This is a genomic window from Mannheimia sp. E30BD, assembly GCF_041807785.1.
Lineage (GTDB): Bacteria > Pseudomonadota > Gammaproteobacteria > Enterobacterales > Pasteurellaceae > Mannheimia.
This window is the reverse complement of record NZ_JBGTYX010000007.1, coordinates 82,815-108,477: the sequence shown is the minus strand read 5'-3', so window position 1 is coordinate 108,477 and position 25,663 is coordinate 82,815. Positions and strand designations below refer to the sequence as shown.

The 25,663-nt window shown below is 39.5% G+C and carries 25 protein-coding genes; 17 read left to right on the top strand and 8 right to left on the bottom strand.

Annotated elements, in window-relative coordinates; translation table 11 throughout:
* Positions 1-35: 35 nt before the first annotated feature.
* Both ACERCG_RS06475 and ubiE read right to left on the bottom strand, forming a co-directional pair.
* Entirely contained in the window at positions 36-674 is a 639-nt protein-coding gene (locus ACERCG_RS06475) for an SCP2 domain-containing protein (protein WP_373611236.1), read from the bottom strand.
* Between the two features lie 2 nt (positions 675-676).
* Entirely contained in the window at positions 677-1,465 is a 789-nt protein-coding gene (gene ubiE / locus ACERCG_RS06470; protein WP_373611235.1) for a bifunctional demethylmenaquinone methyltransferase/2-methoxy-6-polyprenyl-1,4-benzoquinol methylase UbiE, read from the bottom strand.
* Between the two features lie 332 nt (positions 1,466-1,797).
* On the opposite strand from ubiE, the gene corA reads away from it, so the two are divergent.
* Together corA and ACERCG_RS06460 are read left to right on the top strand one after the other, a co-directional pair.
* Entirely contained in the window at positions 1,798-2,751 is a 954-nt protein-coding gene (gene corA / locus ACERCG_RS06465; protein WP_373611234.1) for a magnesium/cobalt transporter CorA, read from the top strand.
* Positions 2,752-2,821: 70 nt separating this feature from the next.
* A complete protein-coding gene (locus ACERCG_RS06460) occupies positions 2,822-4,618 on the top strand; it encodes a DUF4153 domain-containing protein (RefSeq protein ID WP_373611233.1) in 1,797 nt (598 codons plus the stop codon).
* Between the two features lie 43 nt (positions 4,619-4,661).
* Here the strand turns inward: ACERCG_RS06460 and ACERCG_RS06455 are convergent, their stop codons facing one another.
* Both ACERCG_RS06455 and ACERCG_RS06450 read right to left on the bottom strand, forming a co-directional pair.
* Positions 4,662-5,666: an ornithine carbamoyltransferase gene (locus ACERCG_RS06455; RefSeq protein WP_373611232.1), complete on the bottom strand. Its 1,005-nt coding sequence runs from the start codon at positions 5,664-5,666 to the stop codon at positions 4,662-4,664.
* 84 nt (positions 5,667-5,750) lie between these two features.
* Positions 5,751-6,590, bottom strand: coding sequence for a PhzF family phenazine biosynthesis protein (locus tag ACERCG_RS06450; RefSeq protein ID WP_373611231.1), 840 nt, complete (start codon positions 6,588-6,590; stop codon positions 5,751-5,753).
* A 244-nt stretch (positions 6,591-6,834) separates the two neighbouring features.
* Between ACERCG_RS06450 and ACERCG_RS06445 the strand changes: the two genes are divergently transcribed.
* Positions 6,835-8,169: an anaerobic C4-dicarboxylate transporter gene (locus ACERCG_RS06445; RefSeq protein ID WP_373611230.1), complete on the top strand. Its 1,335-nt coding sequence runs from the start codon at positions 6,835-6,837 to the stop codon at positions 8,167-8,169.
* 181 nt (positions 8,170-8,350) lie between these two features.
* On the opposite strand, the gene thiQ is transcribed toward ACERCG_RS06445, so the two are convergent.
* Both thiQ and thiP read right to left on the bottom strand, forming a co-directional pair.
* Entirely contained in the window at positions 8,351-8,992 is a 642-nt protein-coding gene (thiQ, locus tag ACERCG_RS06440) for a thiamine ABC transporter ATP-binding protein (protein ID WP_373611229.1), read from the bottom strand.
* The gene (thiP, locus tag ACERCG_RS06435; RefSeq protein ID WP_373611228.1) at positions 8,989-10,563 is read right to left on the bottom strand and encodes a thiamine/thiamine pyrophosphate ABC transporter permease ThiP; all 1,575 of its coding nucleotides are present in this window, start codon (positions 10,561-10,563) and stop codon (positions 8,989-8,991) included. The genes thiQ and thiP overlap by 4 nt, the downstream gene beginning before the upstream one ends.
* Before the next feature lie 256 nt (positions 10,564-10,819).
* Here thiP and ACERCG_RS06430 point away from each other — a divergent pair, with 256 nt between their 5' ends.
* The 11 genes from ACERCG_RS06430 (at position 10,820) to ACERCG_RS06380 (ending at position 23,102) form a co-directional block, all read left to right on the top strand.
* Positions 10,820-11,077: an HPr family phosphocarrier protein gene (locus tag ACERCG_RS06430; protein ID WP_373611227.1), complete on the top strand. Its 258-nt coding sequence runs from the start codon at positions 10,820-10,822 to the stop codon at positions 11,075-11,077.
* Positions 11,078-11,189: 112 nt separating this feature from the next.
* Positions 11,190-12,911: a phosphoenolpyruvate-protein phosphotransferase PtsI gene (ptsI, locus tag ACERCG_RS06425; RefSeq protein ID WP_373611226.1), complete on the top strand. Its 1,722-nt coding sequence runs from the start codon at positions 11,190-11,192 to the stop codon at positions 12,909-12,911.
* An 80-nt stretch (positions 12,912-12,991) separates the two neighbouring features.
* Positions 12,992-13,492, top strand: a complete 501-nt coding sequence (gene crr / locus ACERCG_RS06420) for a PTS glucose transporter subunit IIA (protein ID WP_373611225.1) — start codon at positions 12,992-12,994, stop codon at positions 13,490-13,492.
* Positions 13,493-13,704: 212 nt separating this feature from the next.
* Entirely contained in the window at positions 13,705-15,132 is a 1,428-nt protein-coding gene (gene miaB / locus ACERCG_RS06415; RefSeq protein ID WP_373611224.1) for a tRNA (N6-isopentenyl adenosine(37)-C2)-methylthiotransferase MiaB, read from the top strand.
* Between the two features lie 178 nt (positions 15,133-15,310).
* Complete coding sequence (locus ACERCG_RS06410; protein WP_373611223.1) at positions 15,311-16,234, top strand: aminoimidazole riboside kinase; 924 nt, start codon at positions 15,311-15,313, stop codon at positions 16,232-16,234.
* A gap of 101 nt (positions 16,235-16,335) precedes the next feature.
* Positions 16,336-17,766, top strand: a complete 1,431-nt coding sequence (locus ACERCG_RS06405; RefSeq protein WP_373611222.1) for a glycoside hydrolase family 32 protein — start codon at positions 16,336-16,338, stop codon at positions 17,764-17,766.
* A 45-nt stretch (positions 17,767-17,811) separates the two neighbouring features.
* Positions 17,812-18,825 carry a LacI family DNA-binding transcriptional regulator gene (locus tag ACERCG_RS06400; RefSeq protein ID WP_373611221.1) on the top strand — a complete coding sequence of 338 codons (1,014 nt, stop codon included), beginning with the start codon at positions 17,812-17,814 and terminating at the stop codon, positions 18,823-18,825.
* Positions 18,826-18,834: 9 nt separating this feature from the next.
* Positions 18,835-19,332 (top strand): thioredoxin family protein, encoded by a 498-nt coding sequence (locus ACERCG_RS06395; RefSeq protein WP_373611220.1) that lies wholly within the window; start codon positions 18,835-18,837, stop codon positions 19,330-19,332.
* Positions 19,333-19,433: 101 nt separating this feature from the next.
* The gene (gene rpoZ / locus ACERCG_RS06390; protein WP_025216583.1) at positions 19,434-19,715 is read left to right on the top strand and encodes a DNA-directed RNA polymerase subunit omega; all 282 of its coding nucleotides are present in this window, start codon (positions 19,434-19,436) and stop codon (positions 19,713-19,715) included.
* Between the two features lie 109 nt (positions 19,716-19,824).
* The gene (gene spoT / locus ACERCG_RS06385) at positions 19,825-21,939 is read left to right on the top strand and encodes a bifunctional GTP diphosphokinase/guanosine-3',5'-bis pyrophosphate 3'-pyrophosphohydrolase (RefSeq protein WP_373611219.1); all 2,115 of its coding nucleotides are present in this window, start codon (positions 19,825-19,827) and stop codon (positions 21,937-21,939) included.
* A 215-nt stretch (positions 21,940-22,154) separates the two neighbouring features.
* The gene (locus ACERCG_RS06380; RefSeq protein WP_373611218.1) at positions 22,155-23,102 is read left to right on the top strand and encodes an Abi family protein; all 948 of its coding nucleotides are present in this window, start codon (positions 22,155-22,157) and stop codon (positions 23,100-23,102) included.
* A gap of 65 nt (positions 23,103-23,167) precedes the next feature.
* On the opposite strand, the gene hemH is transcribed toward ACERCG_RS06380, so the two are convergent.
* The gene (gene hemH / locus ACERCG_RS06375; protein ID WP_373611217.1) at positions 23,168-24,127 is read right to left on the bottom strand and encodes a ferrochelatase; all 960 of its coding nucleotides are present in this window, start codon (positions 24,125-24,127) and stop codon (positions 23,168-23,170) included.
* 244 nt (positions 24,128-24,371) lie between these two features.
* Here hemH and rpmH point away from each other — a divergent pair, with 244 nt between their 5' ends.
* From rpmH to yidD, 3 genes are read left to right on the top strand one after another with little or no spacing between them, the layout of a single operon-like run.
* Complete coding sequence (gene rpmH / locus ACERCG_RS06370) at positions 24,372-24,506, top strand: 50S ribosomal protein L34 (protein ID WP_005599701.1); 135 nt, start codon at positions 24,372-24,374, stop codon at positions 24,504-24,506.
* Between the two features lie 35 nt (positions 24,507-24,541).
* Positions 24,542-24,928 carry a ribonuclease P protein component gene (gene rnpA / locus ACERCG_RS06365; RefSeq protein WP_373611216.1) on the top strand — a complete coding sequence of 129 codons (387 nt, stop codon included), beginning with the start codon at positions 24,542-24,544 and terminating at the stop codon, positions 24,926-24,928.
* Positions 24,865-25,203, top strand: a complete 339-nt coding sequence (yidD, locus tag ACERCG_RS06360) for a membrane protein insertion efficiency factor YidD (protein WP_373611215.1) — start codon at positions 24,865-24,867, stop codon at positions 25,201-25,203. The genes rnpA and yidD overlap by 64 nt, the downstream gene beginning before the upstream one ends.
* Positions 25,204-25,269: 66 nt before the next feature.
* On the opposite strand, the gene erpA is transcribed toward yidD, so the two are convergent.
* The gene (gene erpA / locus ACERCG_RS06355; protein ID WP_373611214.1) at positions 25,270-25,611 is read right to left on the bottom strand and encodes an iron-sulfur cluster insertion protein ErpA; all 342 of its coding nucleotides are present in this window, start codon (positions 25,609-25,611) and stop codon (positions 25,270-25,272) included.
* Between the last annotated feature and the right edge of the window lie 52 nt (positions 25,612-25,663).

Here is a 25,663-nt window from a genome sequence, read left to right as displayed (position 1 = left end):
CTTTTAAATTACGACCGCAGTACGGTCGCAATGTTCTAGCAGCTTTTTATCTCTAAAAGTTTTGAGAATTTTTGCTCTAATTTAACCGCTTGTTGTGCAAGTTCTTCCACTTGGTCATAGAAATTTACCGCTTGTAAACGGTGCACCAGTACTGGGCGTTCTTGCATTAAGTTATCAACTAAATGTTGGTTATTGAGCTCAAATTGGGATTTGATTTTACCTACCACTTTTTTCGCAAAATCGGTGGAAGTTTGTGCTAATACATCGCCGAGAAAAGGGGAAAGCAACTCGGCTGGGTCTTTTTCTAGCTGTTCGAGTAACGCAGTAAAATGCTGTAAAACTTGAATATCACCGTGTAAAACGAGGGATTTATTGTTAATTAGCTCGGTCAATTTTTGCTTATCGGCTAGTTTTGGGAGCGTTTCAAATGCCAGTTGCACGGCGCAATCAGACTCGCCTTCATAGCTGCCTAACCAATCTGTTTGATTGTCGCTAAACAGGATAAAAGAATCCATTTTCGGCGAAGTTAGCTCTATTTTTAGCACTTTTCCTGCTAATTTGCGTAAATTAGGCTCGATATGTGGTGAACGCTTGAGTAACGCATTAAATGCGGTTTCGATTAACCCAAAAGCAAATTGTGGAAACATTAGTTGTTGTTTAAGTTCGTGTAACATCACTAAAATTTATAACCTCTATGTAACGCCACAATGCCCGCACTTAGATTGTAGTAATTTACGCTTTCAAAGCCAGCTTGTTCCATCATCGCTTTTAGTTCGTCTTGTTTTGGGTGCATACGGATAGATTCCGCCAAATAACGGTAACTTTCCGCATCATTTACCACCACTTCGCCCACTTTCGGCAAAATGTTAAAGGAGTAGAAATTATAGAGCTGGCTGATTGGATCGATAATCGGTTTTGAGAACTCTAACACAAGTAAGCGGCCGCCCGGTTTTAACACTCGGAACATTGAACGCAACGCTTTGTCTTTATCGGTAACATTGCGTAAGCCAAAACTAATCACAATGCAGTCAAAAGTGTTATCGGCAAACGGCAAACATTCAGCGTTCGCTTGAACATAGCTTACATTGCCCACCACGCCTAAATTGCGTAATTTTTCACGCCCAACTTCAAGCATTGAGCTGTTGATATCCGCTAAAATCACTTCGCCCGTTTCGCCGACAATACGAGAGAATTTTGCGGTAAAATCGCCCGTACCGCCTGCTAAATCCAGCACTTTTTGCCCTTTACGAACACCGCTGCAATCAATGGTAAAACGTTTCCATACACGATGAATACCAAATGAAAGCAAATCGTTCATTAAGTCATATTTACCTGCTACCGAGTGAAACACATTCGCCACAAGTTGCTGTTTTTCTTCTTTCGCTACGGTTTTAAAACCGAAGTGGGTAGTTTCTGCCACTTGGTCTGATTTTTCAATTTGTTCAGGTTGCTGAAGGTTATTCATAGCTCACTCTCTTTCATTAAAATTTAGGTGTAACCATAGCAAAAAAGCGGTCGTTTTTCCTTAATAATTTGCAAATTTCCGTAAAAAAATGACCGCTTGCATTACTACTTGCATTACTAAGTAAACCTCTGCTTGCTTGACTAAAAAGCCTAAATTCTGTAACATTCGCACACTATTTTTTCTTGAGGGTTACACATTTTGGACAGCCATAGTCGATACTTAACTCTTTAACCTATCTTGTCTAACCTCAATGTTACCGACAAGGTCGGTAATGCTCGCCTAGTATCTTTGTTCCTTTTTGTTCCAAGCCTCCTAACCATTCGGAGCTTAATATGATTCGTGCTTTTGGACTGGATAACGCACGCTTAGTCAGCGTGGACGAAACAAACCCTACACTATTAAATGATGCTATTTGGATTGACTTGGTCGATCCGACCGAAGCCGAACGTAGTGTTCTAGAGACCCGTTTAGATCAAACCCTTGCCGAAGAGCGTGAATTAGAAGACTTAGAGGCTTCTGCCCGCTTTTTTGAAGATGAAGACGGCTTACACTTACACTCTTTCTTCTACTGTTTAGATGACGATGATTATGCAGACATTGCAACCGTTGCCTTTACCATTCGTGATGGGCGTTTGTTTACCTTACGTGATCGGGATTTGCCTGCATTTCGTTTATACCGAATGCGTTCACGCCGTGAGAAATTAATTGATAGCAACGCCTATGAATTATTGCTGGATTTATTTGAAACCAAAATCGAGCAGCTTGCTGATGTGATTGAAGAAGTTTATGCGGATTTAGAAAAATTAAGCCGCGTGGTGTTAGATGGAAAACACGAGCAAGATCGCTTTAATGATGCTCTTTCTCGCTTAACAGAATATGAAGATGCCAGTTCAAAAGTGCGCTTATGTTTGATGGATACTCAACGTGCATTAAGCTTCTTGCTACGTAAAACCCGCCTGCCGAATAATCAGCTTGAACAGGCTCGGGATATTATGCGAGATATTGAATCACTCCAGCCGCATAATGAATCGCTGTTCCAAAAAGTAAACTTTTTAATGCAAGCAGCAATGGGTTATATCAATATTGAACAGAACCGTATCATTAAACTGTTCTCGGTATTCTCGGTAATGTTCCTGCCGGCAACACTTGTTTCTTCTATTTATGGTATGAACTTTGAATTTATGCCTGAATTACATTTTAAATATGGCTATCCAATGGCGATTGGTTTGATGATAGTCGTTGCTTCCGCCCCTTATATTTACTTTAAACGTAAAGGTTGGTTGTAAGAGCAAAGCCCACGGTTTTCTACTGTGGACTTTTCAATTATACTGCTACAAATTATTTTGAGGACACATTATGCTAAGTAAACTCCAACGCTTCACCTCAATGGTTAGGCATACCATTATTCAGCACCCATTAGAAATTCTATTTGTTACTTATGTTACCTTTTTCTTAATTAAGAACATTAGCTATTCTTATGATTTTAGACTACTGGAAAACCTCATTGCCCTTTCCCCTCTCTGCTTTGTGTTGTTATATCTTATGCGTAACAGCAAAGTGTATTGGCTGCTTGCTCCTATTCCGATTGCAGTTGCCTTCTTCCATCATAAAATAACTCTAAATTTACTGGAATACTCCCGTTACTGGGCAGTGATACTCTGTGCGTTTCTCTGCTTAATCAGTCAATATTGGCATAAAGACAACCGCAAATTTATTGATGGAATGTCGAATAAACTCATCAATATGGTCTTTGCGGGATCATTAGCGATGATTATTTGGGGGGTATTGAGCTGTATTACACTTGCGATTATCTTTTTATTCAATATTGATATGTATAGCAGCCCTCTCTTTGAACGATTTGGTATTTTTGCCGGCTTCTGGGCATTCCCTGTGCTGTTTTTAACCCTTGAACAGCAAAGTGCAACTGCAGATAGATATTTAAATCACATAGGCGAAATGCTGCTGAACTGGATTTTATCGCCTGCGTTAATTATCTATACCGCCATTATTTATGCCTATGTGGTTTATATTATCATCAGGGGTGAAATGCCAAACGGCGTGGTGGCAAACGTAGCCTTCCCTTATTTAACCATTGGCTTATTAATACAAGCGGTTCAATTATTGCTAAAAAATGCAAAATGGCAATGGTTCTACCGCTACTATGTTTATTTCGCCTTATTGCCACTCGCTTTGGTGTGGTATGCCATCTACATTCGCCTAAGCAATTACGGCTTAACTGAAGCCCGTATTTATTTAGTGATTGGGGCGATAACCCTAACTATCTGCTATGGCTTATTACTCACGAAACGTTTTGCCCAATACCGCTTATTCTCTGCGGTTTCGATTGTGGTTATTTTAATTTCAGTCTTTGTTTTAGACCCACAAAAAATAGCGATTGAAGACCAAACCCAGCGTTTAGATAACTATTTGAGTGAACATAATTTGCTTGATGAGAATAATAAAATCAGCAAAGAAGCCGTATTTAAACATAAACAATCACTAGGCGATAACCGTGCTGAAATTGAACGATTTAATTCAATGCTAAGCTATGTTGCAAGAGAATTTCGTTCTGAACAATTTAAAGAAAAATATGGTATTGAATCCGCTTATGAATTGATTAGCGAGAAAGATTATAATAGCCCACGCATCTTTGAAACGACTAATCGCAATCCTATTCGTTTAACCAAAGCCGATATGGAAAACGCGAAAGAGTTTATTGTTTTGGAGAAACGGTTTTATCGCCCAAGCCATATTTATACTCGAAGCACCGAAGATGATAGAACTCAATGCCAAACATTAATCTATCAAGGTTATGATTTCACCAATAATGAATTTAATGCTGATAATTATACCGAAATTACCCAAGCCTGTGATGAAATAGAAGCACCGAAGGAGTTCATCATCGCCTTTAAAGGTATTGAGCCGGAAATTCAATTTAATATAGACGATGAAGTACGAAAAATTTTCGCTAAGCATAATTTAGACATTACCCAAACACATCAAGATGACGTATTGGAAAACATAAAATTTGATCTGCTTAACATTGATTTAGGTAATGCAGTGCTATCGCTCAATGATATTCAACTCCTCTTTGAAGATGATGTGGGCTATGTGGTAGATAGATTTGCAATGAAATATTTGATGTTGAAATAACAAAAAAGCGGATTATTTTTTAATAATCCGTTTTTAATTTCAATTAGGCAAGACTTGCAACCATTACTGCTTTAATGGTGTGCATTCGATTTTCAGATTGTTCAAAGGCAATATTAGCCGGAGATTCAAATACCTCATCAGTTACTTCAATGCCATTTGAAAGAGCAGGGTATTTTTCGGCAATTGATGCACCCACGGTCGTTTCGGTATTGTGGAATGCCGGCAAGCAGTGCATAAATTTTACATCAGGATTGCCGGTTGCTTTCATTAATTCAGGGGTTACTCGGTAAGGCATTAGCATATCAATACGCTCTCCCCAGCTTTCTAATGGCTCACCCATTGAAACCCACACATCGGTATGAATAAAATCAACGCCTTTAACTGCGGTTTCAATATTATCGGTTAAGGTAATTTTTGCCCCGGATTCCTCCGCAAATTTTTTGCACATTTCCACTAAAGACTCTTCAGGCAATAAAGATTTGGGCGCACAGATACGCACATCCATACCTAATTTTGCCCCAATGAGTAAATGTGAATTTCCCATATTATTGCGGGCATCGCCAATATATACATAACTGATTTGCTCTAGTGGTTTTTCGCAGTGTTCAGTCATCGTTAATACATCGGCAAGCATTTGGGTTGGGTGAAATTCATCTGTTAAGCCGTTAAAAACCGGCACACCGGCATAATCTGCCAATTCTTGTACCACAGACTGCTTGTAACCACGGTATTGAATTGCATCATACATTCTACCTAACACACGAGCCGTATCTTTCATCGATTCTTTGTGTCTGATTTGCGAAGAAGTGGAATCAATATAAGTAACGTGAGCCCCTTGATCGTAAGCAGCCACTTCAAAAGCACAACGGGTGCGGGTTGAAGATTTTTCAAAAACAAGAATAATGTTCTTGCCTTTTAGCTTTTGCTCCTCCGTACCCGCATATTTCGCACGCTTTAAATCACGGGCTAAATCTACGAGGAAAAGAATTTCCTGCTTAGTATGGTTTACTAAACTCAGTAGATGTCTGTTTTTTAGGTTAGGTGTCATTTTGTTTCTCCCTGTAAACATTAAAACGATTAATTATGCAGAATTATTGCATAAAAATATAAAACATCAAGCAAAGTTTAAATTTTACGGTAAATAAAATTCCCCTTTGCCTACTAAAATTGTATTCCCACCAACAAAGATCGTATTTTGCTCATCAACGGTTAAGGATAGGCGATTCGGTCTGTTTATCTCATCGCCTTGAGAAATGGATACATTCAATGGCGTTAGCTCTTTTGCAATATGCCAACCACCCAAATTTGCCGCTGCCGATCCTGTTCCCGGATCTTCCACTACCGCACCTTGTGAAGTAAAAAATAGACGGGCTTTTACGTTATTTTCTGTTCTATGCCAAACATAGAGGCTACCTTTAATAAAAGCATTGCCCACAAACAAATTTGCATTTATTTTGCAATTTTCGACCGCTTGTCGGGAAGATAGCTTAACTAATAGCTGCTCTACGCCCGTATTGACATAGCAAGGTTCAGAGGCGATATCGGCAATTTCAAGTCCTAAAATACCTGCACATTCCGTACAGCTTAGTGGTGCATTTGCTGCTTTTATTCCGTTTTTTAAAGCAAAGCTAATATTATTATTTTGGTGCTGAATTTCCACCAAACCTGCATTGGTTTCAAGAATATATTCATCAGGCAGATTGAGTTGCGAATGTAAAACGAAAGCCGCACCAATCGTTGGGTGTCCGGCAAAGGGCATTTCATAATCAGGCGTAAAAATTTTAAGCTTTTTGACCGCTTGTAAATGGCTGGAAGATTGAACAAAAACCACTTCTGAAAGGTTAAACTGACGGGCGATAAGCTGCATTTGGTTGTCATCTAATCCATCTGCTTCATAAAATACCGCAAGCGGATTGCCACCAAAATGGCTTGGTGCAAAAACATTAATTAATGAGTAAGAGTAGCTTTTCATAACGCCTTAGAAATGAATAGTTATTCATTTTAGTTAAATTTTTGTTCCGCAAATTCTATCAGAGCAACCGTTTGCCTTCAAGTAAGAGTGTAATTAAGTGCGGAGTAATCCGTTTTTCTAAAAAATAGAACAACTTTTCATCAAACCACCTCTTTAGAGTTAGTTATTTTTGATTTATTTCAAAGTTTAAAAAAATAATTCAAGTATACTTATTTCCAGTGATTATTTTTAAATTGAGGTTCTTATGCTTTATGCAGAATTTTTGCTTTTATTAGCCTTTTTATACGCAGGTAGCCGCTTTGGTGGTATCGGTTTAGGGGTAGTTTCCGGTATCGGCTTATTCGTTGAAGTTTTCTTCTTAGGAATGCCGCTTTCTGCACCACCAATTAGCGTTATGTTAGTGATTTTAGCCGTTGTAACCTGTGCATCTATTTTAGAAGCGGCTGGCGGTTTGAAATTTATGTTGCAGATTGCAGAACGCATTTTACGCAACAACCCTAAACGCATTACTTTCTTAGGCCCAATTGTTACCTATGTAATGACTTTAATGCTCGGTACTGGGCATTCTGTTTACTCAATTATGCCGATTATCGGCGATATTGCCTTAAAAAATAAAATAAGACCGGAACGTCCGATGGCAGCGGCATCTGTCGCCTCTCAATTAGGAATTACAGGTAGCCCGTTATCTGCAGCGGTTGCTTACTACTTAACAGAAATTACCAAGTTACCGGGCTTTGAAGGTGTTACGCTTTTAAATGTAGTAGGAGTAACTATTACCGCAACCTTCTGTGGTGTGATTGCGATGTCTTTATATAGCTTACGTCGTGGTAAAGAGCTTGAGGACGATCCTGAATATCAACGCCGTATGCAAGCCCCAGAATTGCGTAAACAAATTGAGCAAACCAGTGCAACATCATTAGATGAACAATTACCCGCAAGTGCGAAAAACTCGGTTTACCTATTCTTAGCAGCGATTGCAACTATTGTGATTATCGCAATGATCCCAAGCATTAAGCCAACAGTTGCGGCAACAGGTAAAATAGCAGGTATGGATCAGATTATCCAAATTGTAATGCTGACCTTTGGTGGTTTAATCTTGATTTTAACGAAAACCGACCCGAAAAAAGTGCCGAATGGCGTAGTGTTTAAATCAGGAATGGTGGCAGCAATTGCAATTTTTGGTATTGCGTGGATGAGTGATACCTACTTTACCTACGCAATGCCAGCCTTTAAAGCAGGTGTAATGGAGATGGTTCAAGCTCAACCTTGGACGTTCGCTTTTGCTATGTTTGCAGTGTCTGTGGTGGTAAACAGCCAAGCAGTAACGGCGAAAATGTTATTACCGGTAGGTATTGCAATGGGCTTACCTGCACCATTATTAGTGGGGTTAATGCCGGCAACTTATGCTTACTTCTTTATTCCAAACTATCCGTCTGATATCGCAACCGTGAACTTTGACGTAACAGGAACAACTAAAATCGGTAAATACTACTTTAACCACAGCTTTATGGCTCCGGGTTTAGTGGGTGTAATTACAGCTTGTATTGTCGGTATTACAATCGCGAATGTGTTAATCTAATATTTCACAGTTTTAGAATATAAAATGAGGTATCCTCCTCAGTTTCAACTTATTTTGCATTACGCTTAAATTCTCCAAGGTTGATATACGTAGCATCTACAATATCTTACTCTGAGATTTTATGTTACTTGATATTAAGAGACACAAGGGGTGAAAAATTTTTCGCCCCTACCGATGAGGTTTAAATTTTTTGATCGGAAATAACCTTTCCGTCATCAACCATAATCACCCGATTAAACAAAAATAAACTTTCCTCTAATTGGTGCGTTACCATTAAAAGTGTGAGATGACGGCTTTGGCAAATATCCAGCACGATGTGTTGTAATTCTTCTCGGCGTTTTGGGTCGAGGGCGGAGAAAGGTTCGTCTAGCAATAGAATTGGCTTATCACGCAACAGTGTGTGAGCAAGGGCAACACGCTGTTTTTGTCCGCCTGAAAGTTGATCCGCTTGGCGGTGTAAAGATTCTTCAATCCCCATTTGAGTGGCAATTTGTTTGACTTGTGATTTTTGTTCTGCATTCAGTGAGAGGCTTGGCACAAGGGCTAAGCCAATATTTTGTTCTACCGTTAAATGCGGAAAAATATTGTTATCTTGGAACAGCATCGAAACAGGGCGTTGTGCCACGTCAGTGTGAGTATGTTGTTCTTGATTTAACAATAATTCGCCTTTTTCGGCTTTCTCAAATCCTGCAATTAAGTTGAGTAATGTGCTTTTGCCTGCTCCACTTTCGCCAACAACCGCAATGCGTTCGCCTTTATTGGCAGAAAGTTTGAAGTGCATTTTCATCTGTTCATAAGTAAAGTGAAGATCAAGTTCGATCATATTTTGTCCTTTATACATAAAAATGGTAGCAAGGAGAAAAGCATTAATATCAATGCGGTAACAGCAGCATCTTCAGTTCTATAGCTCCCAAGTTGTTGATAGAGCAAATAAGGCAGCGAGCTGAAATCCCGATTGCCAAAAAAGGCAATCACGGTAAAACTGCCTAAACTGGAGGGCATCGCTAATGCAAAAGCGGTTGCAAGCGGTTGAATTAGCTGCGTTTTTTCCACAATCCACCAGCGTTGAAAGCCTGTTAGCCCTAAGCCACGAGCCAGTTTGTCGTGGCTGGTTAGGCTGTTCCACATTGCTGAAAAGAGCATTGGGTAGATAAAAGGCAGTAAGGTTAAGCCATTACATACACCAACTAAAATTAACAGTTCCGTTGTGGAGAGATTTTGGTTCATCAATAAAATAAATAACCCAACTGACAATAAAAAGATAGGTAGCACTAACGGATAAATCGCCACGCTGCCTAAAATACTGTGAGCGATTTTGGCCTTTTTATAGAGCAGTTGGCGGGCTTCTAACGCAATTAGATAACTAATGCCAATCACGACAAAAGAGGCAATCAGGCTTAAAACCAAAGAGAACTGTGCTGCTTTCCATAATGCTGGGTTGAGCAATCGCTCACTGAATTTTGATACGCCAACTCCAGCCCAAACTACGCTTACAAGCGGTAGAATTATTGCAAAACTTTGCAAAAAAATGACCGCTTGTAATAGCCATTTTGCCGAGCCTGTTGGCTTTGGTTTCCATATTTCTACTCGGTTGGATTGTTGTTTTAATTCTTTCAATGCGGTGGTAGAAATTCGGCTCATCACAAATTGTAAGCCAATGCCCACAACAAATTGTACGGCAATTAAGATAATCGCTTTTGCAAAATCAAATTCAAAAGTAACCGCTTGATAAATAGCAACTTCCAGCGTGCTATATTTCGGGCTGCCGCCGAGCATTAATACTATCGGAAAGCTAGTAAAACAGACGAGAAACACCGTCATAAAAATATAAGGAAACAGGGTTTTGATAACGGGCATTTCTACAATATTGATGAAATTCCAACCTTTTAAATTTAATTGAGCGGCAAGTTGAAAACGGCTGCTTGGAATAAGGTTTAATCCGCTGATGTAATACTTCATCACAAAAGGAATATTAAATAAGCAGTGAGCAATAATAATGCCGTGTAAGCCGTATAAATTAAATTGCCACTCCAAGCCTAAAGAGCGAAAAAATTGTGCCAGCCAGCCTGAATTGCCGAATACGCCAATCACGGCAAAAATAATCACAAGTGACGGTAATGCCCAAACAAAAGAGATGGTTTTATAAAGTAATTGCTTGCCTTTAAAGTCTAAGTAGAAAAAAGATCTCGCCAAAAGACCACCTAAAATAAGTGAAATTACGGCAGAAAGTGTGGACTGAAGCGAGCTATAAGCGAGAATTTTCAACACATCAACACTAGCAATTAAGGTACTGTTTTGTTGATATCCGACCAGTGCCCATAAACTAAAACCATAAAGAGCAATAATGCCAAAGTAGATAAACCACGCTGTTGTTTTGGTTAATTTGCTAAGCATATTGCTCCAATGTTGAAAATTAAGGGAAAGTTCAGTGGAAATTATTGTAACATTTCCATTTGGCAGTGTGCTAAAATCTTGATATTTGGCAAATGATTTTTAAATCAGCTCAGAAAATTAGCAATTTTTTAGCCTAAAGCAACAAGTTTTTCATTTTTTTAGCGTGTGTTTAATTTGAATTTGTAGTAAAGTTGTGAGCTAAATCGATTTAATTAAAACACATTTTTTTAACTTTCAAATTTAAGAGGAATACATTATGTACTCAAAAGATGTTGTTATCACAGCCCCGAATGGTTTACACACCCGTCCGGCAGCTGAATTTGTTAAAGCGGCTAAAGGCTTTGCCTCTGATATTACTGTTGAGTCTGGCGGTAAAAGTGCAAGTGCAAAGAGTTTATTTAAATTACAAACGTTGGGTTTAACTCAAGGTACTACAATCACGATTTCTGCTGAAGGCGAAGATGAGCAAAAAGCAGTTGATTTCTTAGTTGATTTAATTCCTACTTTAGAATAATTTTTCTACTCTCGGATTAAGATTTATACCACTTTATTGTAGCGAAATGCTGCGATAAAGTGTTTTGCTATGCAACACCAGACGATTTATCGTCTTAGATAAGGACACGATTATGATTACAGGTATCGCAGCTTCCCCCGGTGCAGTATTTGGAAAAGCATTGGTTTTAAAAGAAGAGCCAATTGTATTAAATACTCGCAAAATTGATGAAAGCGAAGTTGAGTCTGAAAAAGCGAAATTCTTTGAAGGACGTGAAAAAGCAGCTGCACAATTAACCGCGATTAAAGAGAAAGCTCGCCGAACGTTGGGCGAAGAAAAAGAAGCGATTTTTGAAGGTCATTTAATGATCTTAGAAGATGAAGAGCTTGAAGAAGAAATTCTAAGTTACCTGAGTGATAATCTTGTTACAGCTGATGTTGCAGCAAGTAAAGTCATTGAAATGCAAGCGGCAATGCTTGCGGAAATTGATGATGAATATTTAAAAGAACGTGCAGGCGATATTCGTGATATCGGTAATCGTTTAGTGCGTAATATTTTAAATATGAATATTGTGGATTTAGGTGATATTCAAGACGAAGTTATTTTAGTCGCTTACGACTTAACCCCATCTGAAACCGCGCAACTAAATTTAGATAAAGTATTAGGCTTTATTACGGATATTGGTGGTCGTACATCTCACACTTCAATTATGGCTCGTTCATTAGAGCTTCCTGCTATTGTAGGGACGAATAATGTAACTTCTTTAGTAAAAACTGGCGATTTCTTGATTTTAGATGCAATTAACAACGAAGTGCATTTAAATCCATCAGAAGAAAAAATTGCAGAATTTAAAGCATTACAAAATAAATTAAATGCGGAAAAAGAAGAATTAGCGAAATTAAAAGATCTGCCTGCTGAAACCTTAGATGGCCATAAGGTTGATGTAGCAGGTAACATCGGCACAATCCGTGATGTAGATGGCGTATTGCGTAACGGTGGTGAAGCAGTAGGTTTATACCGTACTGAGTTCTTATTTATGGATAGAGCTCAACTGCCGGGTGAAGAAGAGCAATTCCAAGCTTACAAAGAAATTGTAGAAGCGATGGGCGATAAGATGGTGATTCTTCGTACTATGGATATTGGTGGCGATAAAGAATTACCGTACCTTGATTTACCAAAAGAAATGAACCCGTTCTTAGGTTGGCGTGCTGTGCGTATTGGTTTTACCCGTCGTGAAATTTTAGATACTCAATTACGTGCGGTATTGCGTGCCTCTGCCTTTGGTAATTTAGCGGTAATGTTCCCAATGATTATTTCGGTAGAGGAAATCCGATTATTAAAATCAATCGTTGAAGAGTTAAAAGATCAATTACGTAATGAAGGTCATTCATTCGATGAAAATTTAAAACTCGGTATTATGGTGGAAACGCCATCAGCTGCGGTAAATGCTCGCCACCTGGCGAAAGAAGCTGATTTCTTCAGTATTGGTACAAACGATTTAACGCAATATACGCTGGCAGTGGATCGTGGTAATGAAATTATCGCTCACTTATATAATCCATTAAGCCCATCAGTATTAAACTTAATCAAACAAGTAATCGATGCTTCACACGCAGAAGGTAAATGGACAGGTATGTGTGGTGAATTAGCAGGTGATGTACGTGCAACGGCATTATTGCTTGGTATGGGCTTAGATGAGTTTAGTATGAGCGGTATTTCTGTGCCGCACGTTAAGAAACTCATTCGTTCAATTAATTTTGCCGATGCAAAAGCACTCGCTGATGAAGCCCTTGCTCAGCCAACGGCTGCGGATATTGAACGTTTAGTTGAAGCCTTTTACCAAAAATTAAACTAATTTAAATTATTTAGCATACAAATACAAAATTCTCGTATAAAATGTACGGGAATTCTGTAATATCTGAGGGAGATTTTAAGATGGGTTTATTTGATAAATTATTCGGCTCAAAACAAAAAGAGAGCCAAGAGATCAAAATCTATTCGCCATTAACAGGCGAGATTGTAAACATCGAAGATGTACCAGATGTTGTTTTTTCTGAGAAGATTGTAGGCGATGGCGTTGCAATTCGTCCAACTGGCGATACGATCGTTTCACCGGTAAATGGTACAATCGGTAAGATTTTTGAAACCAACCACGCATTCTCTATTGAGTCTGAAGATGGCGTAGAATTATTCGTTCACTTCGGTATTGATACCGTTGAATTAAAAGGCGAAGGTTTCTCTCGTATTGCAACAGAAGGTCAAACGGTGAAAGTGGGTGACCCGATCATCAAATTTGATTTAGCCTTACTTGAAGGGAAAGCAAAATCTGTTTTAACACCAATCGTGATTTCAAATATGGATGAAATCAGCAACTTATCTAAATTAAGCGGTCAAGTTGTTGCAGGCGAAAGCATTGTTTTAACCTTAACAAAATAATTCTAAAATGATAAATAGAGCCACGATATAAAAAATCGTGGCTTTTTTATTTGCTGAATATCAGATTTATGCAGATTATTTCTAGATAAAAAATAGGCGACAGGGTAAAATATGCCACAAATTTTGCGTAAAGGGTTTATTTTGAGTACAAAAACAATAAATTGCTTTACGCTTTTCTTTTCTAACTAATTGATATATTTATATTTTTGACTATGGCTAAATTACATATTACCACTTGGGGCTGCCAAATGAACGAGTACGACTCGTCCAAAATGGCAGATTTGCTCAATTCTACACACGGTTTTGAACTCACTGAAAAACCGGAAGATGCAGATGTTTTACTGCTAAATACTTGTTCTATTCGTGAAAAAGCACAAGAAAAAGTATTCTCACAACTTGGCCGTTGGAAAAACTGGAAAAAAGACAAGCCGAATCTAATCATTGGCGTGGGCGGTTGTGTTGCTTCACAAGAAGGTGAACATATTCGTGATCGTGCCCCTTATGTGGATATTGTATTCGGGCCGCAAACGCTTCATCGTTTACCTGAAATGATTAACCAAATCCGTGGCGGAAAAAGCTCGATTGTGGACGTTTCTTTCCCAGAAATCGAAAAATTTGACCGCTTGCCAGAGCCGAAAGCTGAAGGCCCAACGGCGTTTGTATCCATTATGGAAGGCTGTAATAAGTATTGCTCGTTCTGTGTTGTGCCTTACACACGAGGCGAAGAAGTTTCACGCCCGGTTGATGATGTCTTATTTGAAATTGCACAACTAGCCGCACAAGGCGTGCGTGAAGTCAATTTACTTGGGCAAAACGTAAATGCGTATCGTGGTGAAACCTTTGATGGAGGCATTTGCACATTCGCAGAATTACTGCGTTTAGTGGCTGCGATTGATGGTATTGACCGCCTGCGTTACACCACTAGCCACCCAATCGAATTTACCGATGATATTATCGAAGTTTACCGTGATACGCCTGAATTAGTAAGTTTCTTACACTTACCGATTCAAAGCGGTTCAGACCGTGTGTTGACAATGATGAAGCGTAACCACACCGCATTAGAGTATAAAGCGATTATTCGTAAATTGCGTGAAGTTCGTCCTGACATTCTCATCAGCTCAGACTTTATTGTGGGCTTCCCGGGTGAAACTGCCGAAGACTTTGAGCAAACAATGAAAGTGATTGAGCAAGTAAACTTTGATATGAGCTTTAGCTTTATTTACTCAGCTCGTCCGGGTACACCGGCGGCAGATTTGCCTGATAACGTATCAGAAGAAGAGAAAAAAGAGCGTTTAGCCCGTTTACAACAGCGTATTAACCAACAAGCCCAGCAGTTCAGCCGTATGATGCTTGGCACAGAGCAACGTATCTTGGTTGAAGGCCCATCTAAGAAAGATTTAATGGAGCTGACAGGCCGTACTGAAACTAACCGTGTCGTGAATTTTGTTGGTACACCGGATATGATCGGCAAGTTCGTTGATGTGAAAATTACCGATGTTTACACTAACTCCCTGCGTGGCGAGGTAATCCGCACCGAAGAAGAGATGGGGTTACGCGTAGTGGAATCCGCCGAAAGTGTTATTGCTCGCACTCGTAAAGAAGATGAGTTAGGCGTTGGCAAATACGTTGTGAATCTGTAAAAAAATGACATTTTATGACCGCTTGTAGCTATAATACAAGCGGTCATTTTTTTAGATTTTTTTGCAATTTAACGCATCTCAAAATGCAAAAAGTAAGTGAAATTGAGCCGCTTACAATTTATAATAATTTTAGCTAAATCGTTTTAGTTATGATTACATAAAATAGAAAGAGAACATTATGAGCAAGATTTGGGTAACAGGCGACGCTGTTGTAGATTTAATTCCAGACGGCGAAAATCACTATTTAAAATGTGCAGGCGGAGCTCCCGCAAATGTGGCGGTAGGCGTTTCTCGCTTAGGCGTTGAGGCAGGATTTATCGGGCGTGTAGGCAACGATCCACTCGGTCAATTTATGCGTGATGTGCTAAAAGCAGAAAATGTTTCTGTTGAGAATATGATTTTAGATGACAACCAGCGCACATCAACCGTTGTAGTGGGCTTAGATAACGGTGAACGTAGCTTTACCTTTATGGTTAATCCAAGTGCCGATCAATTCTTAGAAGTTGGCGATTTACCTGAATTTAATAAAGGCGATTTCTTACATTGTTGCTCAATCGCCCTAATTAATGACCCATCACGTTCTACCACCATTGAAGCCATCCTCCGTGTAAAACAAGCAGGAGGCTATGTTTCGTTCGATCCGAACCTACGTGAATCCCTCTGGAAAAGCCTTGATGAAATGAAATCGGTGGTAAATTCAGTGGTTTCAATGGCGGATATTCTCAAATTCTCAGAAGAAGAGCTAACGCTATTAACGAATACTGAAACGTTAGAACAAGCCACCCAAGCTATTACGGAACAATATCCTGAAAAATTAATCATCATTACCCTAGGCAAAGACGGAGCAATTTACCACCTCAACGGTAAGAGCCAAATTGTAGCAGGCAAAGCATTAAAACCTGTAGATACCACAGGGGCAGGCGATGCCTTTGTGAGTGGGCTATTAGCAGGTTTAGCTAATACGCCAAATTGGCAAGATGAAACTGCGTTAGTTGAAGTGATCCGCAAAGCCAACGCCTCTGGTGCATTAGCGACTACTGCAAAAGGGGCAATGTCTGCATTGCCGAACAAAGCGGAGTTAGAAGCGTTTTTGGCGGAATAGTTTAATGATGGCGCAAGCGTCCACGCTTGTGCCTAATTTTTATCACGGTACAAGCGTGGACGCTTGCACCATCGTAATTCTGAAATTATAGGAACAACCCTATGCACATTTTCAACAACGGCAAATACAAAAGCCTGCACGCTCAAAGCGAGGACGAATTAGATACCATTCGTCAAACTGTCCTTTCTGATCTTGATTTCTACCCAACTTACCATCTCGCCCCTGAAACAGGCTTATTTAATGACCCAAATGGCTTACTTTTTGATGGTAAAAACCATCATATTTTTGCCCAATGGTTTCCTTACGGGGCATTGCACGGAATGAAGCATTGGCAGCATTTTATGACCGAAGATTTTCAAACCTTTCAGAAAGGAGAGTTGTTAATTCCCGATGAACTATTTGAATCGCACGGCTGCTATTCAGGTGGGGCGATTTTATGGCAAGGCAAAATTGTGGCTTTCTATACGGGCAACACTCGCCGTCCTTCTGATAACGCTCGTGTGCCGCATCAAAATATTGCGATTTTTGATACTTCAGGCAAATTGCTCGAAAAACGTTGCATTATCGACCAAGCCCCAGCAGGTTACACCGAACACGTTCGTGATCCGAAACCTTATATTACCGCTGAAGGCAAGATCCGCTTTGTGCTTGGGGCACAGCGTGAAAATTTAACTGGCACAGCGTTAATTTATGAAATGAATGATTTAAATGATACACCTCGCTTAATTTCCGAGTTGGCTGTGAACGATTTTGATAACAGCAACGTATTTATGTGGGAATGTCCGGACTTATTTAGACTTGGCGGTAAAGATCTCTTTGTTTGGTCGCCACAGGGTAAACTGCGTGAAAGCCATCAATTCCAAAATAACTATCACGCTACTTATGCGGTGGGGCAGCTAAACGGTAATTCGTTCAATGCAGAGCATATTGAGGAATTAGATTACGGCTTTGATTTCTATGCTCCGCAAACGGTAGAAAATTCAGATCGCATTATGTTTGGCTGGGTGGGCTTGCCTGATCTCACTTATCCAACCGACAAATACCAATGGCATTCAATGCTGACAATGCCCCGCAAACTTTCCCTACAAAACGGCAAAGTAGTGCAACAACCGATTGCGAATTTAGACGAACTACAAGCGGTCGAAATTTCAGAAAATTTTGCAATCGATAATTTAGATACCGCTTATTTGCAAATTTCTGTAGAAAATCAACCGCTTGTATTAGATTTCTTCAGCAATGATAAAGGGCAAACGCTCACAATGCGTTTTGAAAACGACGTGTTTAGTTTAGATCGTAGCCAAAGTGAGCAAACGGACTTAATGGAACAGTTCGGCACAGTTCGCCATTGTCAAATTGAAAAACTAGATACACTAGATATCTTCTTCGACCGCTCGGTGGTGGAAATTTTCCTCAACGGTGGCGAAAAGGTGCTAACCTCTCGTTTCTTTATCGCAAATCGTGAAAATAGCGTGAAAAGTTCCCGACCTCTGCAAGCGAGAGTAGCAAAAGTAATACCAATTAGCGTAGAATAAAGCAAGACGGGCGGGAAAGCCCTGAAATGATAAAAAGGAGAGAGTGTGAAGAAACGCTTAACGCTAAGCGATATTGCAGAACTCAGTGGTGTGTCTAAAACCACCGCAAGTATGATTTTAAACGGGCGAGGTAATGATTTTAGGATTAAGCCTGAAACTTGCCAAAAAGTAAAAGAAATCGCCCAAAAACACGGCTATCGAGCCAATGTTTATGCAAAATCCTTACAAGCTCAACGCACCAATGTGATTGGTTTAGTCATTCCCGATCTTACCAACTACGGCTTTGCATTAACTGCTAGAACGCTCGAAAAGTTATGCCGTGAAAATGGGCTACAACTTGTGATTGCTTGCTCTGACGACAGCTTTGACGGCGAGAAAAAAGCGATAGAGCGTTTGTTAGATAGACAGGTGGATTTGCTCATTACCGCTCCAACATTTCACGAGCCGAGCTACTATAAAAGTATTACTCAATATACCCCTATTTTACAGCTAGACCGCTATATTTTGGGGCTAGATGTGCCATCTATTACCAGTAATGACACTGAAACGATCAGTCTGTTGGTGGAAAATATGGTAAGAGCCTATCAGCCAACAGAATTTTACTATTTAGGTGGTCAGCTTTCGCTCTCGCCGAGCCAAAATCGTCTAAAAGGCTTTCGTGAGGGCTTGGGACAATCGCATTTAGATTTTGATGAAAATTGGGTGTTACACCAAGATTATCAGCCTGAATCGGGCTACCAAATGTTTTCGCAAGTGGTGGAAAAGTTAGGGCGACTACCTGAAGCAGTCTTTACTGCTTCCTTTACCCTGCTTGAAGGGGTAATGCGTTATTTAACCGAGCATCGACAAATGGATAAACTCTTAACCCAAGAGCTGCATTTAGCCACCTTTGACGATCATCATTTATTGAATGCGTTGCCGTTTCATATTCACTCAATCAAGCAAGATCACCAACAGATCGCAGAACAAACATTCACGTTAATTCAGCAAAAATTAGCCCAAAAGAGAGTGGAAAGTGTGAAAGTGGATTGCGAAATTTTATGGCGAAAATCGATTTAAGAGGAAGTTATGGCACATTTTTATGAATATCTTGAGTTTAGTAACGATGAAGATCGTGAAAATCAGCTAGAGGTTTATGTTGAGGTAACACTAGAGCCAGAAACGGAAGACAAGCTGAAAGCACTTAGTGTACAAGGCGATTGGCTGGTAATGGCAGAACCGCATTGCCCTGATTGCGTGGAAATTGTGGCGTATTTTCAACGTATGGCAAAGCTCAATTCAAACATCAAAGTGGAATATATTTCCTGCAAAGAGGCCCAAGAAGCAAAACAATTTAAGCACGATGAGCAGCTACAAGCGGTTGTTTCTGAACCAAAAATTCCTACTATTTTTGATGTGAGTGGTAATAAGGCTGAAATCGCCTTATCAGAATTTCCGCAGTTTTTAAAAGATAAAATTAATGCTCAACCCGAGAAAACTGATGAATTTATCGCTGATTTCCGAATGGGGAAATTTGGGAAAGAGGTTGAGCAAGAATTATTGGCGGTTTTAACCAAAGTTAAATAATCCCCTAAATTCCCCTTACCATAATTGCAGAACCAGCCTAATTTCTGTATAATCTGCAATCTTTTTATGAATAGAAATGAATATATCTTTGGAGTAAATTTATGGCTCGTGTAACCGTACAAGAAGCAGCGGAGAAAATTGGCAACCGTTTTGATTTAATCTTAATTGCCGCACGTCGTGCAAGACAATTACAACTTCACACGCGTGAGCCACTTGTGCCTGAAGAAAATGATAAACCAACCGTTATTGCATTGCGTGAAATTGAAGAAGGTTTAATTACCACTGATATTATGGATCAGTTAGAAAACCACGAGTCTATTAAACAAGAAGCGGCAGAGCAAGAAGCGATTTCATTTTTAACTGAAATGAGCAACGAAGCGTAATTTTATTTTTCGTCAAGAGAGAATGGACAATTGGGTCTGCAAGCGGTAGGATTTTCCTCAAAATTTGCAAATTCGTTGTCCATTTTTATTTCTGTTGTTGAGGTATAACGTGTATCTTTTTGAACCTTTAGATCGAATTATTCAAGGCTATTTGCCGAGTGAACAAATCGAACGTGTTAAACGTGCCTATGTGATTGCACGCGATGCTCACGAGGGGCAAACACGCTCAAGCGGAGAGCCTTACATCACCCACCCTGTTGCGGTAGCTTCTATCATTGCTGAGATGAAATTAGATCACGAAGCCGTTATTGCCGCCCTCCTACACGATGTGATTGAAGATACACCTTACACCGAAGAAGAACTTGCCGCTGAATTTGGGCAGAGCGTTGCTGATATTGTGCAGGGTGTTTCTAAGCTCGATAAGTTAAAATTCCGCACTCGCCAAGAAGCGGAAGTAGCTAATTTCCGCAAAATGATTTTGGCGATGACGAAAGATATTCGTGTAGTTCTGATAAAACTCGCCGACCGTACCCACAATATGCGAACATTGGGTTCGCTTCGCCCCGATAAACGCCGCCGTATTGCGAAAGAAACTTTAGAAATTTACAGCCCGTTAGCCCACCGTTTAGGGATTGAACATATCAAAAATGAGTTGGAAGATCTTGGTTTTGAGGCAATGCATCCACAGCGTTATCGTGTATTAAAAATGGCAATTGCGAGTGCGAGAGGCCATCGTAAAGAGCTGATTCAACGCATTGCAGATGATATTAAAGGGCGTTTAGAGGATGTAAAAATTGAAGCTCGAGTTTATGGGCGTGAAAAGCATCTCTATTCGATTTATCAAAAAATGCGTCAGAAAGATCAGCATTTTCATTCCATTTTAGATATTTACGCTTTCCGTGTGGTAGTAGGAAATGTGGATAATTGCTACCGCGTATTGGGGCAGATGCACGCATTGTATAAACCTCGCCCGAAGCGTGTGAAAGATTATATTGCAGTACCGAAGCCAAATGGCTATCAATCATTACATACTTCAATGATTGGTCCGCACGGTGTACCGGTTGAGGTACAAATTCGTACCGAAGATATGGATAAAATGGCAGATATGGGAGTTACCGCTCATTGGCGTTATAAAGAGGGCGAAAATCCACACAACACCACAGTTCAATTGAAAGCACAGCAATGGTTACAAAGTATCGTCGAATTGCAAAACAGTGCTGGCAACACAGCGGAATTTATTGAAAATGTAAAATCGGATCTATTCTCTGATGATATTTTTGTTTTTACGCCAAAAGGGCGTATTGTGGAATTGCCTGCGAATGCTACGGCGATTGATTTTGCTTATGCCGTTCACTCAGGAATTGGCGATCGCTGCGTGGGGGCGATTGTAGATCGTAATCCATATCCACTTACCGAGCCACTACGAACAGGGCAAACGGTGGAAATTATTACTGAGCAGGGCAAACGACCGAAAGTCTCTTGGCTGAACTTTGTAGTAACGGGTAAAGCACGAGCGAAAATTCGTCAGTTCCTCAAAAATCAAGAACACGATGAAGCCATTGAATTAGGCAAGCGACAATTAATTCGTGTGATGAATTTGAATTCGATTGATGAACTTAAACCAGACGTTATTCAGCCTGTATTAGATGAGCTACGCTTAGCGACTTTTGACGATTTATTAGCTGAAATTGGGCTGGGTAACCAGATGAGCAGCGTGATCGCTCAACGCTTATCAGGCGAAACATTGCAAATTGATACTGATGGCAACCCAGAAAATAACCAACCGATAAAAATTGAAGGGGTGGAAAATCATCTCATCAGTTTCGCAAAATGCTGTTTACCGATACCGGGCGATGACATTATTGCTCACGTTAGTTCAGGCAAAGGCTTGGTTATTCACAATACTTGTTGTGCAAATGTAAAAGATTATGCTCTTGATCAAAGCCATTATCTACCTGTAATGTGGGAAGTGGCTAAAGAAAAAGCCATCAAGTTTGAAACGGAAATTGTGCTAGATATTATGAATGAGCCGGGTGTGTTAGCTGCTATTACTTCTACCTTTGCGAAGATGGACAGCAACATCGGCAGCATTCATAGCGAAGCAAGAGAGGGCAATGTTTATCAAGTGATATTCCAGATCTCGGTTATTGATAAAGCTCACTTTGAGGCGATTTTACGCAAATTATCTAGCATTAATGGTGTGGTAAAAGTGGCTCGCAAATAGGTAAGAAGTGGTAAAATTTTATTAGTTTTTTGCAATTATAGTTCTTAAAAGTACAGTATTGCTATTATTAATTGATGAAACCTTTTGACTTTAATCACCTAAAATGTATAATCCTTTGTAATCGTGGCGTAGCCCCTGTCCCTGAGGTTTACTAAATGTAATCGACTTAGAGTGTCAAGCTACGCCCTTGCCTTTCTTAAAATGCCTTCAATTCTATGCCTACAAAACCACATAAAGAGTATCACGAATTAGTAGAACTACTCATATCTAGAGGAATGCTCATAAATGATAAAAGCTATGCAGAGAAAAAATTATCTCAGGTAGGGTATTATCGTTTATCTGGATTTTGGCATATTTCTAGAAAACCTAATCAAGATGGTGGGCTTAGCGAAATTTTTCTCGAAAATGTACAGTTTGAAGAAGTTTATAAGCTATATATTTTTGATAAAAAACTAAGACTCTTATTATTGGATATTATTGAACGTTTAGAAGTTAATATTCGTAATATCATGGCTCATGAGTTGGGGCGTGAAAATCCTTTGGCTTATGAAGATTATTCTCTGATTAATCAAAAGTTCTTAAAATTTCAATGGAAATCTAATTATGCTTATGCAAATTGGCTAGAAACTACAGCTAATAAAATTAAGCGTAGTAAAGATGATTCTATTGAATGGCATAGAAAAAATGAGAAGGAAATCCCATTTTGGGTAATTACTGAAACCTGGGATTTTGGTGCATTATCTAAGTTTTACTCATTATTAAATGGGCAACAGCAAAGGAAAATTGCTAAGAAATTTAATGTAGATGAGAATACATTAAAGAATTGGTTGAATGAAATAAACATTGTAAGAAACCTTTCTGCTCACCATTCTCGTATTTGGAACAGGAAATTCAGTGATATTGCTATTCCTAAACTAGATGATCCTCGTTTATCTAAATTTAAAAAAATGCAGCAGTATTTCTCAAACTTATCACTAGATGATAAAGCAAAGGAGAGGATTTTTGGAAGAGTAGCTATTCTCTGGTTTTTAGTTAGTCAAACCAGTACCAATTACCGTTGGTTGGATAAGTTTGAAGATTTATTAAATGACTTCCCTCATTTACCGAATGCAAAAGTAGAATTGATGGGATTTAACAGAGAAATGTTAGAGAAAATTAAATAAAATAAGTGCATTCCTAATGGGGAGTAGATAAAAAATGGGCGGATTTATTATCCGCCCAAATTGTATTATAGTTTAGCTTCAATTAATTTTACTAATGCTTTGATATGATCGCCATTTGAATTAAGTGCAGGAATATAGCGATAAGATTCTCCGCCTGCGTGTTCAAAATTCTCACGGTTTTCTTCCGCAATTTCTTCCAATGTTTCTAAACAGTCTGCCGAGAAGCCCGGACACACAACCGCCACTTTTTTCACGCCTTTTTGTGGGAAGCCTTCAAGAGTTTCATCGGTGTAAGGCTGTAACCACTCTTCATCGCCAAAACGTGATTGGAAAGAAACAAGCCATCTATGCTTTGGTAAGCCTAATTTTTCTGCTACTAATTCAGCGGTTTCATAACAATGTCTTGAGTAAAAATCTCCCTCGTCTTCATAGCGTTTTGGAATACCGTGGAAAGAGAAAAGTAATAGCTCATCTTGTTCAACTTGAATAGAATTCACTAACGCTTGAATATAAAGCGGATCGTTGTGATAGCTATGAATAAAATCGAACGGCACAATTTTACGCTGTGCTTTTAAACCGTTTGCGAAAGCGTCAAACACCGACGCAGTGGTGGTGCTGCTATACTGTGGATAAAGCGGTAGCACGATAATTCGCTCAACGCCTTGTTTAATCAGATTATCTGTTGCACTTTCAATGCTTGGATTACCGTAAGACATTCCCAATTCCACCACCACATTTTTACCTTTGGCATCAAAATAGCGTTGAACAGAACGTTGCTGCTCACGAGAAATCACTAATAATGGTGAACCTTCTTCACTCCATACCGATTGGTATAATTTAGCTACCTTTGGCGAGCGTTTTGGCAATACGATAAAGTTTAAAATTGCCTGCCATTTCACTTTGGGTAAGTCGATAACACGAGGATCGCTTAAAAATTGTTTCAAATAACGTTTAACGGCTGGGGCAGAGGGTTCATCTGGTGTGCCTAAGTTGGCTAATAAAATACCGATTTTTTGCTGATTCATAGTATATTTTCCAAAATTATAGATAAATGAGTATGCAACGATTATGCCATAAAGTAATATAAATTTCTGCGATTATTACAAGTGGTCGTATTTTTCAAAAACTTTGCAAACAATCTGATTTGTACTTAGATTGATTCTTGCTTTTTGTTTTGTTTGCCTGTAGAATTGCAACTCTTTTTTATGGTCCTTGTTTGGCAGAAACATTTTTGTATGCCAACTTTTTAAATATTTAGGTAGATAAGCAATGAAACGTACATTTCAACCATCAGTATTAAAACGTGCTCGTACACACGGTTTCCGTGCTCGTATGGCTACTAAAAACGGTCGTCAAGTATTAGCACGTCGTCGTGCTAAAGGTCGTAAATCTTTATCTGCATAATTGCAGAGTAAGCCAAAACACCTTTCTAATTAAGTGTGAAGAAGCTAAATTTTTCTCGGGAGCTGCGTTTGTTAGCTCCCGTTCAATTTAAAGCGGTGTTTGAAGAACCACTTCGAGCCAGCACCCCTCAAATGACCCTTCTTGCGAGAGAGAATACAGTAGATAATCCTCGTCTCGGTTTAACCGTTGCTAAAAAACATCTTAAACGAGCTCACGATCGTAATCGTATTAAACGTATTGTGAGAGAAAGTTTTCGCCTAAAACAGCACGAATTACCCAATTTTGATTTTGTATTTGTGGCAAAAGGTGGCATTGGTAAATTAGACAACGCAACGTTTCTCGACACTCTGGAAAAATTATGGGCAAGACATATCCGCCTGAGCAAAAAGCCAGCTCAAAGCAATCATCAGAGCAACCAATAAGTGAGCCAAAACGCGTCAGTTTATTGGCAAGATTATTCCTGCTTCCCATCTATTTCTACCGCTATGCCATCAGCCCGTTGATTGGTCCTCGCTGCCGATTTTACCCAACCTGCTCAACCTATGCCGTTGAAGCGATTAAAATTCACGGTGCAGTCAAAGGCGGATATCTCGCCTTTAAACGAATTTTACGCTGTAATCCAATGAGTGAGGGCGGGGAAGACCCTGTTCCGCCACGTGAAAGGAAATGTTGTAAATGTGAGAGAAATGAAAAATAGCCTAAACTAAAAAGTTAGGCTATTTTGCTTGATACAAGCGGTTATCTTTTAGGTAAATTTTACCAATTAAATACTAAAGGAAGAACCGCAGCCACAAGTTGAACTCGCATTTGGATTAGTAACTACAAAGCGAGAACCATCTAAGCCTTCGGTATAATCTACCGTACCGCCGATTAAATATTGCAAGCTCATTGGATCAACCACCAAGCCTACATTTTGGTTCTCAATAGTGAGATCGTCCTCATTTACCTGATCATCAAAGGTAAACCCATACTGAAACCCACTACAGCCCCCACCCGTAATATACACACGCAAGCGAAGATTCGGGTTCTCTTCGCCCTCAATTAAGGTTTTCACTTTACGAGCCGCCGCATCTGTAAAGATTAAAGGAATTTGAATATCGCTCATTTTGTTTTAGATCAAGGTTTTGAATGATTGGGTATTATCTAATAATTATATG